At 68.2% G+C, this 11,406-nt stretch carries 10 protein-coding genes and 1 tRNA gene; 1 reads left to right on the plus strand and 10 read right to left on the minus strand.

What is annotated here, in order from left to right; all coding sequences use genetic code 11:
- Nucleotides 1-27: 27 nt before the first annotated feature.
- Nucleotides 28-816, minus strand: a complete 789-nt coding sequence (locus tag ACFZBP_RS28525) for a helix-turn-helix domain-containing protein (protein ID WP_391417225.1) — start codon at nucleotides 814-816, stop codon at nucleotides 28-30.
- 78 nt (nucleotides 817-894) lie between these two features.
- Nucleotides 895-981 (minus strand) — tRNA-Leu (locus ACFZBP_RS28530).
- 97 nt (nucleotides 982-1,078) lie between these two features.
- Here ACFZBP_RS28530 and ACFZBP_RS28535 point away from each other — a divergent pair.
- The gene (locus tag ACFZBP_RS28535; protein WP_030949406.1) at nucleotides 1,079-1,735 is read left to right on the plus strand and encodes an ANTAR domain-containing response regulator; all 657 of its coding nucleotides are present in this window, start codon (nucleotides 1,079-1,081) and stop codon (nucleotides 1,733-1,735) included.
- Nucleotides 1,736-1,817: 82 nt separating this feature from the next.
- Here ACFZBP_RS28535 and ACFZBP_RS28540 read toward each other — a convergent pair whose 3' ends face one another.
- From ACFZBP_RS28540 to ACFZBP_RS28575, 8 genes are all read right to left on the minus strand, one after another.
- Nucleotides 1,818-2,534, minus strand: coding sequence for an ABC transporter ATP-binding protein (locus ACFZBP_RS28540; protein ID WP_383444840.1), 717 nt, complete (start codon nucleotides 2,532-2,534; stop codon nucleotides 1,818-1,820).
- On the minus strand, nucleotides 2,531-3,409 hold the full coding sequence (locus ACFZBP_RS28545; protein ID WP_391417228.1) for an ATP-binding cassette domain-containing protein: 879 nt from the start codon (nucleotides 3,407-3,409) through the stop codon (nucleotides 2,531-2,533). The genes ACFZBP_RS28540 and ACFZBP_RS28545 overlap by 4 nt, the downstream gene beginning before the upstream one ends.
- A 5-nt stretch (nucleotides 3,410-3,414) precedes the next feature.
- Nucleotides 3,415-5,226 carry a branched-chain amino acid ABC transporter permease gene (locus ACFZBP_RS28550; RefSeq protein ID WP_383445696.1) on the minus strand — a complete coding sequence of 604 codons (1,812 nt, stop codon included), beginning with the start codon at nucleotides 5,224-5,226 and terminating at the stop codon, nucleotides 3,415-3,417.
- Between the two features lie 23 nt (nucleotides 5,227-5,249).
- Nucleotides 5,250-6,179, minus strand: coding sequence for a branched-chain amino acid ABC transporter permease (locus ACFZBP_RS28555; protein WP_383444846.1), 930 nt, complete (start codon nucleotides 6,177-6,179; stop codon nucleotides 5,250-5,252).
- 115 nt (nucleotides 6,180-6,294) lie between these two features.
- The gene (locus ACFZBP_RS28560; RefSeq protein ID WP_383444849.1) at nucleotides 6,295-7,524 is read right to left on the minus strand and encodes a branched-chain amino acid ABC transporter substrate-binding protein; all 1,230 of its coding nucleotides are present in this window, start codon (nucleotides 7,522-7,524) and stop codon (nucleotides 6,295-6,297) included.
- 483 nt (nucleotides 7,525-8,007) lie between these two features.
- On the minus strand, nucleotides 8,008-8,430 hold the full coding sequence (locus ACFZBP_RS28565) for a hypothetical protein (protein WP_391417231.1): 423 nt from the start codon (nucleotides 8,428-8,430) through the stop codon (nucleotides 8,008-8,010).
- A 124-nt stretch (nucleotides 8,431-8,554) separates the two neighbouring features.
- A complete protein-coding gene (locus ACFZBP_RS28570) occupies nucleotides 8,555-9,046 on the minus strand; it encodes a hotdog fold thioesterase (RefSeq protein ID WP_383444855.1) in 492 nt (163 codons plus the stop codon).
- 69 nt (nucleotides 9,047-9,115) lie between these two features.
- Nucleotides 9,116-11,395: an FdhF/YdeP family oxidoreductase gene (locus tag ACFZBP_RS28575; RefSeq protein ID WP_391417233.1), complete on the minus strand. Its 2,280-nt coding sequence runs from the start codon at nucleotides 11,393-11,395 to the stop codon at nucleotides 9,116-9,118.
- Nucleotides 11,396-11,406: the final 11 nt, after the last annotated feature.

Raw genomic sequence — 11,406 nt, forward strand, 5'->3', positions numbered from 1 at the left:
AGGTTGGGGAGGGGCCCTTTGCGGTGGTCAGTGCTTGGGGCCCACATGGGTGTCCATCAGGGCTACGGAGGCCTTGCGGGCGATGGAGATGTTGAACGGGTCGCTGCCGCGGGCGAGGGTGGTCCACTCGACGCCGACCTTGTCGAGGGCGTCCGTGAAGAGCTTCCTGATGTCGTCCGACTTGTTGGCGAAGAAGTAGCGCGGGTACTCGTAGCGTTTGCGCTCACCGGCGACCAGTCGAGTGGTCCAGTTGGTGATACGGCAGCCGTCGGAGTGGATCAGGCCGCGGATGAACTCCCAGGGGTGCGCATCCATGATGGCCTGCTGCCAAGGTTCGAGTGCGATGAGACGTTCGTGCTTCTTGCCGGGGCCGTGCTGCGGGAACAGACAGTGCAGGTGCTTTGAGTAGACCTTTACGTTGCGGCAGCCGGTTTTGCGGACGCGGCAGACAGAGTTGTCGGGGAAGACCGCGTGCATGGCCAGCTCACAGGCATCCATCAGGCCAGGCCATGATTCGTCACACGTGATCATGAGGTTGGGTGCCCGGTGCCCGGAGTAGTGACTGATGTGGCCGTCGCCCAAGTAGAGACCGAGTAAGTAGCTGTACGCCACTGTGTCGAGGTCTCGGCCATCGCATCGCGGGCACTGCGGATCGTGCTTCCCTGGGCACTCGCCGCGTTTCGCACGGTCCAGGTGTTTCCAGTACGCGATGGTGCCCGGTGGGACATTGAATGTGCGTGCGACTTCTGCGTTCCTGATGCCGCCGCGCAGGAGCGTGAGTGCCTTCTGTCGCACCTCAGTGCTATGGAGGTTCATGCGGCCACTCTGAGTCACTGATCGTGACCGCATGCAGCAAAAAGCGGATGTTCACGAGAACGTGGACATCCGCTTTCTTGGTGCCGGGTATGGGATTCGAACCCACACGTCCTTGCGGACAGAGGTGTTTGAGACCTCCGCGTCAACCAGTTGCGCCAACCCGGCGAGAGTGGCTGCTGGGAAGCATACCGGCTCACTGCACCGGCCTGCAGCTAGGTAGGCTCTTGTCAGCAGCACCCCTGCCCCTGAACGAGGAGCCCCCGTGACCGCCCCCGAGTCGCCCCAGCCCGTAGACGCGCCCGACGACGACAAGTCGCACGTGCCTCCGCTGACGACCCGTGTCGTCATCGCCGAGGACGAGGCACTGATCCGGCTCGATCTCAAAGAGATGCTCGAAGAAGAGGGGTACACCGTCGTCGGTGAGGCCGGTGATGGTGAGCAGGCCGTCGAGCTGGCTCGTGAGCACCGGCCGGACCTCGTCATTCTCGATGTGAAGATGCCGAAGCTGGACGGTATTTCCGCGGCGGAGAAGATCGCCGAGGAGAGCATCGCCCCGGTGCTGATGCTGACCGCCTTCTCCCAGCGGGACCTGGTCGAGCGGGCCCGGGACGCCGGCGCCATGGCCTACCTGGTCAAGCCCTTCAGCAAGAGCGACGTCGTGCCGGCGATCGAGATGGCCGTCTCCCGCTTCACCGAGCTGAAGGAGCTGGAGAAGGAGGTCGCCGACCTCACTCTGCGCCTGGAGACGCGGAAGCTGGTGGACCGGGCGAAGTCGATCCTGCAGACCGAGTACGGACTGACCGAGCCCGCCGCCTTCCGCTGGATCCAGAAGACCTCCATGGACCGCCGGATGTCGATGCAGCAGGTCGCCGAGGCCGTCATCCAGGACGCCGACGAGAAGAAGGCCGCCAAGGGCTGACCGGCCCGAGCGCGTACGACGAGGCCCGCGTCCCCAGCTCAGGGGGCGCGGGCCTCGTCGTGTACGGAATGCGTTCGGGCGGTCAGTCCTCGCCCAGGTACGCCTTGCGCACCGACTCGTCGTGCAGGAGGTCCTGCCCGGTGCCGGAGAGGACGATCTTGCCGACCTCCATCACATGGCCGTGGTCGGCCAGGGAGAGCGCGGCCTGGGCGTTCTGCTCGATGAGCAGGATGGTGGTGCCCTGGGACTTGAGCTCCTGGATGGTCGCCATGATCTTCTGCATCATGATCGGGGAGAGCCCCATGGAGGGCTCGTCGAGCATGAGCAGCTTCGGCCGGGACATCAGCGCCCGTCCCATGGCGAGCATCTGCTGCTCACCACCGGAGAGGGTGCCCGCGGCCTGCTTCCTGCGCTCCCCGAGGATGGGGAACAGGTCGTAGGCCCGCTGGATGTCCTTCTCGATGGCCTCCTTGTCGTTGCGCAGGAACGCGCCGAGGCGGAGGTTGTCCTCGATCGTCATGCGGGGGAAGATGTGCCGCCCCTCGGGGGAGTGGGCGAGCCCCAGCGCGACGACCTTGTGGGCGGGGATCTTCTTCAGCGACTTGCCCTCGAACCTGATGTCGCCGGACACCGGCTGGAGGAGACCGGACAGGGTCCGCAGCGTGGTGGTCTTGCCGGCGCCGTTGGTGCCGATGAGGGTGACGACCTCGCCCGCGTCCACCTTGAACGAGATGCCCTTGACGGCCTCGATCTTGCCGTAAGCGACCCTGAGGTCCTCGACCTCGAGCAGTGCGGTCACTTCTCGTCCCCTTCCGTGGTGCTCTGCGCGTCGGGCTCGGCCTCCGCGGCCTCGACCTCGGCGGCTTCCTCCTTGCCGGGCGCGCCCTCGAAGGGCTCACCCAGGTAGGCGGCGATGACGCGCTCGTCGGCCTGGACGACCTCGGCGGGGCCCTCGACGATCTTCTCGCCCTGGACCAGCACGGCGACCCGGTCGCAGAGGTTCATGATGAACCGGATGTCGTGCTCGATGACGAGGACGGCGATGCCCTTGTCCCGGATGGCGAAGATCAGCTCCTCGGCCGCCCGGGTCTCCTGCGGGTTCATACCGGCGGTCGGCTCGTCGAGGAGGAGCAGACCGGGCTCGCTCGCCAGCGCGCGGGCGATCTCCAGCTTGCGCTGCTCGCCGTAGGGCAGGTTGCGGGCGAGGTGGTCGGCCTTGGCGGCCAGACCGGTGAACTCCAGGAGTTCCATGGCCCGGGCCCGGGACGCCTCCTCGGCCTTCTTGAAGCCGGGCAGGCGCAGCAGGGCCGACCAGAGGCCTTCCTTGGTGCGGGTGTGCCTGCCGACCAGCACGTTCTCCAGAACGGTCATGTTGGCGAAGAGCCGGATGTTCTGGAACGTACGGGCGATGCCGGCCTGGGTGACCAGGTGCGGCTTGGGCGGCAGGACGGTGCCCTTGTAGGCGACCTTGCCCTCGGTCGGCACGTACAGGCCGGTGAGGCAGTTGAAGAAGGTCGTCTTGCCGGCGCCGTTGGGGCCGATGAGGCCGACGATCTCGCCGGTGTTCACGGTGAGGTCCACGTCGCGTACGGCGGTCAGACCGCCGAAGCGCATGGTGACACCGCTGGCGTCGAGCACCGTGGTGCTGGTGGGTGCGGTCGTGGTGGTGGTCATGGCGGTCACGCCCCTGCCTTGGCGACGCCGGTCGCGCCGTCGGGCAGCGACTTGTCCTCCGGTACGTCGAGCTGTCCGGTCTCGTGGAATTCGAGCTGCTTCCTGCGGTCGGCGACCAGGCCCTCGGGACGGAAGCGCATCAGCAGCATCAGCGCGATGCCGAAGAGCAGCAGCTGGTACTCCGCCATGAACTGGAGCTTGGCCGGGATCAGGTAGAGCAGCGCGGCGCCGACGAGCGGGCCGCTGATGGTGCCCATACCGCCGAGGATGACGGCGGCGAGCAGGAAGGCGGAGTTCGGCGGCACGGGACCGGCGAACTCGTACTGCTCGGGGGTGACGCTGTAGGAGACGTGTGCCTGGACGGTGCCCGCGAGGCCGGCGAGGGAGGCGCCGAGTGCGAAGGCGAGGAGCTTCAGCCGGAAGCCGTTGATGCCCATCGCGGTCGCGGCGGTCTCGTCCTCGCGGATGGCGACCCACGCGCGGCCGATGCGGGATTCCGCCGAGCGGCGGAAGACCATCACGACGATCGCCGTGAACAGCAGCATCAGCAGGTAGTAGTTGGCCGAACGGGTCAGCTCGTGACCGAGGACGTCGTGCGGGACTCCGAGATTGAACCCGAAGATCTCCAGGTCGGGAATCTGCGGGATGCCGTTGGAGCCGTTGGTGACGTCCGGGCCGCTGTTGCCGTTCAGGTTGTTCATGGTGATGCGGAAGATCTCACCGAAGCCGAGCGTCACGATGGCGAGGTAGTCGCCGCGCAGTCGCAGGGTCGGGGCGCCGATGACCACGCCGAAGATCAGCGAGGCCGCGGCGCCGGTGAGAACGGCCGCCCAGAACGGGAACTTCACACCGATCGTCGACGCCGGGGAGCCGGAGACCAGGGCGGCGGCATAGGCGCCGACGCCGAGGAACGCGACGTAACCGAGGTCGAGCAGGCCGGCGAGGCCGACGACGACGTTCAGGCCCAGGGCGACCGTGGCGAAGATCAGGATGTTCGCGCCGATGAGGGCGAACTGGTCGTTGGTCTGGGTGAACGGGAAGCAGATCGCCGCCGCGAACGCCGCACCGAGGGTGACGTTGCGGTGCTTGGCGGTCAGCGCCGACAGCCGCTTGAGCAGACCGGCACGGGTGACGGCGGTGAAGCCGAACGCCGCGACGATCAGGAAGCCGATGAACAGCTCCGAGTACTCGGTGCCGATGCCGTACGCGAACACGTACAGGCCGACGCCGAAGCCACCGGCGATGATCAGGATCTCGGCCCAGGAGGGCAGCTCCTTGGCCCGGCCCGGGTCGGGCGCGGTGAGGGAGTGACGGATCCGGCCCCAGAGGTTCGGGGTCGGTTCGCCCGCGCCGTAGGGCTGGTCGACCGGGAGGCCGAGGGCGCCGATCACGGCGACGAGCGCGCCGATGCCGGAGACCCAGGCGCCGGGCTCCAGGTTGACCAGGCCGCCGAGTTCCTGGCTGATCGCGCCCATGGCGTAGCCGGTGGTGCCGAACACGCCGAGGGCGGCGAGCAGGACGGGGCTGTTCTTGCCGCCGGGGGTGAGCCAGCCGAGGCCCTTGATGCCGTAGCCGGAGAGGGCGAACAGCAGGGTCAGCAGGGAGCCGACGAGGGTGAGGACCTGGAGGCCGCCCGGGTAGCCGTTGATGGTCAGTTTGCCCGGGAACTCCTCGGTCCAGGTCCAGGCGAGGAAGGTGCCTATGAAAGCGACGGCGGAGCCGGCGACCGTCAGTCCACGTGCCGCGGCCTGCGGCAGCGGGATGATCGGGGTGGCCTCCGCGGTGGACACCTTGTCGGTGTCGGTGCTCTTGTCCATGGGGATCTCGGTGGTCATGGGTATCACGCCCGATCCGCGACGCGTTCGCCGAGCAGGCCCTGTGGCCTGAACAGGAGGACGAGGATGAGCAGCGCGAACGCCCATACGTCCTTCCAGGCGCCGCCGCCGAAGAGGTCCATGCCGGGGATGTCACCGATGTAGCCGGTGGCGAGGGACTCGGCGACGCCGAGCACGATGCCGCCGAGCATGGCGCCGTAGATGTTGCCGATGCCGCCGAGCACGGCGGCGGTGAAGGCCTTGAGGCCCATCAGGAAGCCCATCTGGAAGCCGACCTGACCGTTCTTCAGTCCGTAGGCGACGGCGGCGACGGCGGCGAAGCCGGCACCGATGGCGAACGCCATGACGATGATGCGGTCGGTGTTGATGCCCATCAGCTTGGCGGTGTCGGGGTCCTGGGCGGTGGCCTGCATGCCGCGGCCGGAGCGCGTCTTGGTGACGAACAGGCCGAGGGCGAGCATGCACAGCGGGGCGGCGATCAGGACGAAGAGGTCGCCGCGCTGGATGTTGGCGCCGAGGATTTCAATGGGGCCGCCGTGGAACTGCGGGAAGGGCTGGTCCTTCTTCGCGTCCGGGTACCACATCCACACGGCCTGCTGGAGGACGATGGACAGACCGATGGCGGTGATGAGGGGGGCCAGCCGTGGCGCTGTGCGCAGGGGCCGGTAGGCGAAGCGTTCCGCCGCCGTGCCGACGGCGACCGATACGAGCACGCCGCCGATGATCATGAGCGGGACGGCGGCGCCGAGGGAGAAGCCCTCGGGGAGGACCAACCAGACGGTGAGGGCCCCGAAGCCCCCGACCATGAATATCTCGCCGTGGGCGAAGTTGATGAGCTGGACGATGCCGTAGACCATCGTGTAGCCGATCGCGATGAGTCCGTACATCGCGCCGAGGATGAGTCCATTGGCCAGCTGTTGCGGCAGTTCGTTCACCGCAGGGCCTCCGTGGAGTGGTTCGGATATGGCGCCGCGCGGGAGCGCTGGTGGGCGCTTCCCGCGCGGCCTGGATCAATGTGTGAGTGGGGAGGGTTCTCTGACTCGTCCTTCGTCAGCCGAGCTTGGGTTCGCCGCTGAACTCGGGCACCCAGGCGTTGTTCTTGACCTTGTAGGCGGTCATCGTGTGGTTCGTGGTGTCACCGAACTCGTCGAAGGAGATGGTGCCGGTGACGCCGTCGAACTTGACCTTGGCCATGGCGTCCAGGACCGCCTTGCGGCCGTCGGACGGGAGCTTGCCGTCGTTGCCCTCGACGGCCAGCTTGACGGCCTCGATGATCGACCAGGTGGCGTCGTAGGTGAGGCCGCCGTACGCCTCGTAGTCGTCCTCGTAGCCCGCCGCCTTGTAGTCCTTGATGAACGTCTTGGCGGAGTCGAGCTGCTCGACCGGCTTGCCCACGGAGGTGGCGAGGTCGCCCTCGGCCTTCTTGTTCAGCTTCGGGAACTCGCCGGAGTAGATGCCGTCGCCGCCCATGAGCGGGATGTTCTGGCCGCTGTCCTTGAGCTGCTGGCTCAGCGGGCCGGCGGCCGGGTACTCGCCGCCGTAGTACAGGGCCTGGGCGCCGGTCTTCTTGATCTTGGCGACCACGGCGTTGAAGTCACGGTCTTCGGGGTTGATGTGGTCGGTGCCCACGATCTGGCCGCCGAACTTGGTGAAGTTCGTCTTGAAGGAGGCGGCGAGACCGGCGCCGTAGGTCTTCTGGTCGTCGATCAGGTAGACCTTCTTGATCTTCGCCTGGTTGTACAGGTAGTCGGCGGCGAAGGCGCCCTGGATCTCGTCCGTGGTGGCGGTACGGAAGAACGTCTTGAACTGGCGGACCGAGTCGCCGGTCTTCCAGCCGTCGCCCTGGGTCAGCTCCGTGCCCGTGTTGGCCGGGGAGACCTGGGTCAGGCCCGCGTCGTTGAGCGGCTTCTGCATCTGCTGCGAGACGCTGGAGTTCAGCGGGCCGACGACACCCAGGACGTCCTTGTTGCTGATGAACTTCTGGGCGTTCTGCTGGCCGACGGAGGGCTGCGCCTGGTCGTCGAGGGCCTCGATCTTGAACTCGACGCCCTTGACGTACTCCTGCTTGTTGGCCGTCTTGGCGGCGAGGTCGGCGGAGTTCTTGATGCCGAGGCCGAGGGCCGACAGGTCGCCGGTGGTCGGAGCGTCGACACCGATCACCACAGTGGTCTTGTCGCCGTTGCTGCTGCCGCCGTCGTCGTCACGCGACCCACAAGCCGTGAGTGTCAGCGATCCCGCCGCGAGCGCGGCGGTTATGGCGATGATCGAACGTTGACGCACGAATCAGGTCCTTTCCCTGGCACGGCGGCTCCCCGTGGAACGCGCCGAGTCGAGCGCTGGGTCGAAGTGACTTCGAATCCTGTAGCTCGGTGACTGGCGGTGACTCTAAGCGCGGGCGGGGAACATGGAGGAGGCTCTGACCAAGGCTGTGACGCTCTTGTTATGACACGGGGTAACACAGAGCGGTACTCCGTGGGGGGAAGAGCGGATTTCCAGCCGATTCGCCCTGTCCGCATAGTGAGAACTTGCAGCGTTCGCGCGTAGCTTCTTCACGAGTGTTCACCGGTTTTGGTGATTACCGGGATCGCTGTCGAAGGTTACCCGGGGGCCTCCGTGGACTGGCGGGGAGGGTGCTCACGGCGGGCGAACTCGGGGGCTGTATTGCAGCCGTATTACGTAGAGTTACAGCCGGGAAAGGGGTTCGGCGTTCCCACGGCCCTTTTCGTGTATGGGGCATGAAAGTGGAATCGAGGATTTCGTCACTCAGCCCCATGGCCCTCCGGTCGGCTCGCCGTTTCGGTAACGCTCCTCGCACAGCTCCCGCGCCCGGCGGTCGATCACCCGGTCGGCCGCCCGCGCGTCCGCACGCTCGCGCTCCGCCCGGGCGGCGTCCACGACCTCGCGCAGGATCTCGTACTGTCCGTCGGACAGGCCCATCGACTGGTAGTCCCCGTAGGTGTCCCCGGTCAGCGCGCGGCGCGACCAGTAGCCGATGATCCGTGTGCACAACTGGGCGGGCGGGGTCGCCGACGGCGAGGGGGACGGGGAGTGCGAACCGTCGGGGGCCCGGGGTGCGGTCGCGTCGCCCCGAGCGCCCGAATCCCCGCAGCCGGCCGCCAACCCCGCGGCCAGCAGCGCGAGTCCGAGCGCCGCCCCGCGCCTGAGGGCTGCTCCTCCCGACGTCATGCCTCGACGTTATGCCGCCGGGCGCCCCGGTTCAACGGCGGGAGGAGGTGCGGCTGTTGTGGCCAAGGGACATGGCCCGCAAGGGAGTTGGAGTTCGGTTGGCGGAAAGGCATCGATGCCTGCGTCAGCCCGTCGTCGCGCCGAGGCGCTCCTCGTCGCTCGGGTTCACGTCCCGCAGCAGACACGTCAGCCGCGCGCTGCACACCCGCCGGCCCGCCTCGTCGCTGATCACGATCTCGTACGTCGCCGTCGAGCGGCCCCGGTGCAGGGGCGTGGCCACACCGGTGACGAGGCCGGCGCGGACGCCCCGGTGGTGGGTGCAGTTGAGGTCGACGCCGACCGCGATCTTGGAGCTGCCGGCGTGCAGCATCGACCCGACCGACCCGAGGGTCTCGGCGAGCACCGCGGACGCGCCGCCGTGCAGCAGCCCGTACGGCTGGGTGTTGCCCTCCACCGGCATGGTCCCGACGACCCGCTCGGCGGACGCCTCCACGATCTCGACGCCCATGCGGGTGCCGAGGTGCCCGGCGGAGAACAGGGCCGGGAGGTCGACGCCGAGCGCGGCGTACTCGGCTATGACCTCCTGCGGGAACTTCACGTGCTGCTGCTCGCCCATGGGGCCCGGCTCCGTTCGTCGTGATCCGTCGGGGACGTGATCAGCGGATGACGTCGACTGAGCAAACGCTCAGTCGGTCGCCGATTGTTCCAGACGCACGACGACGGACTTGCTGGCCGGGGTGTTGCTGGTGTCCGCGGTGGCGTCCAGCGGGACGAGGACGTTGGTCTCCGGGTAGTAGGCGGCCGCGCAGCCCCGGGCCGTCGGGTAGTGCACGACCCGGAACCCGGGCGCCCGCCGCTCCACGCCGTCCTTCCACTCGCTCACCAGGTCGACGTACGCCCCGTCCGCGACGCCCAGCCGCCGCGCGTCCTCCGGGTTGACCATGACGACCCGGCGGCCGTTCCTGATCCCCCGGTAGCGGTCGTCGAGGCCGTAGATCGTGGTGTTGTACTGGTCGTGCGAGCGCAGGGTCTGCAGCAGCAGCCGACCCTCCGGCACCGACGGGTACTCGACCGGGGCCGCCGTGAAGTTGGCCTTGCCGGTCGCCGTCGGGAAGCGACGCTCGTCGCGCGGGGCGTGCGGGAGCGTGAAGCCGCCGGGGCGGGCCACGCGCGCGTTGAAGTCCTCGAAGCCCGGGATCACCCGGGCGATACGGTCCCGGATCGTCGCGTAGTCCTTCTCGAACTCCTCCCAGGGCGTGCGGCTGTCCTCGCCCAGCACACGGCGTGCCAGGCGGCAGACGATCGCCGGCTCCGACAGCAGATGCGCGCTCGCGGGCTCCAGGCGGCCCCGGGAGGCGTGCACCATGCCCATGGAGTCCTCGACGGTCACGAACTGCTCGCCGCTGCCCTGGAGGTCGCGCTCGGTGCGGCCGAGCGTGGGCAGGATCAGCGCGCGGGCACCGGTGACGGCGTGGCTGCGGTTGAGCTTCGTCGACACGTGCACGGTCAGCCGGGCGCGCCGCATGGCCGCCTCGGTGACGTCCGTGTCCGGCGTCGCGGAGACGAAGTTGCCGCCCATGGCGAAGAAGACCTTCGCCTCGCCGTCACGCAGCGCCTGGATGGCCCGGACGACGTCGTAACCGTGCTCGCGCGGGGGCGCGAAGCCGAACTCCTTCTCCAGGGCGTCCAGGAACGCCGGGGCGGGCCGCTCGAAGATGCCCATCGTGCGGTCGCCCTGCACGTTCGAGTGACCGCGTACCGGGCACACCCCCGCGCCCGGGCGGCCGATGTCGCCGCGCAGCAGAAGGAAGTTGACGACCTCGCGGATGGTCGGCACGGAGTGCTTGTGCTGGGTGAGGCCCATGGCCCAGCAGACGATGGTGCGCCGCGAGGCCAGGATCATCTCCATGGCCTGCTCGATGTCCGCGCGCGTGAGGCCGGTCGCCGTCAGCGTCTCGTCCCAGTCGGCCGCGCGGGCGGCCTCGGTGAACTCCTCGTAGCCGTGGGTGTGCTCGCGGACGAACTCCTCGTCGACCGCGCCCTCCGTCTCCAGGATCAGCTTGTTGAAGAGGCGGAACAGGGCCTGGTCGCCGCCGATGCGGATCTGCAGGAACAGATCGGTGAGCGCGGCGCCCTTGAGCATGCCCTGCGGGGTCTGCGGGTTCTTGAACCGCTCCAGGCCGGCCTCGGGCAGCGGGTTGACGCTGATGATCTTCGCGCCGTTGGCCTTGGCCTTCTCCAGGGCGGAGAGCATGCGCGGGTGGTTCGTGCCCGGATTCTGACCGGCGACGATGATCAGGTCGGCCTTGTAGAGGTCCTCCAGCAGGACGCTGCCCTTGCCGATGCCGATGGTCTCGGAGAGCGCCGAGCCCGAGGACTCGTGGCACATGTTCGAGCAGTCCGGCAGGTTGTTGGTGCCGAGCTCGCGCGCGAACAGCTGATAGAGGAACGCGGCCTCGTTGCTGGTGCGGCCGGAGGTGTAGAAGACGGACTCGTCGGGGGAGTCGCAGGCGGCGATCTCCTCACCGATGATGTCGAAGGCGCGCTCCCAGCTCACCGGCTCGTAGTGCGTGCCCCCTTCGGGGAGGAACACGGGGTGGGTGAGCCGCCCCTGCTGCCCCAGCCAGTAACCGCTGCGCGTCGCGAGATCGGCGACGGAGTGCGCGGCGAAGAACTCCGGGGTGACCCGGCGCAGGGTGGCCTCCTCGGCGACCGCCTTCGCGCCGTTCTCACAGAACTCCGCCTTGTGCCGGTGGTCCGGCTCCGGCCAGGCGCAGCCCGGGCAGTCGAAGCCGTTCTTCTGGTTGACGCTCAGCAGCGTCAGCATCGTCCGCTTCACACCCATCTGCTGCTGGGCGATGCGCAAGGTGTGCCCGATGGCCGGCAGCCCCGCCGCCGCGTGCTGCGGCTCCGCGACCTGGGGCGCGTCCTGGACCGGATCACCCTTGGGCGGCTTGGTGGCCATCGCGCACTCTC

The organism is Streptomyces sp. NPDC008086 (assembly GCF_042957325.1).
Classification (GTDB): domain Bacteria; phylum Actinomycetota; class Actinomycetes; order Streptomycetales; family Streptomycetaceae; genus Streptomyces.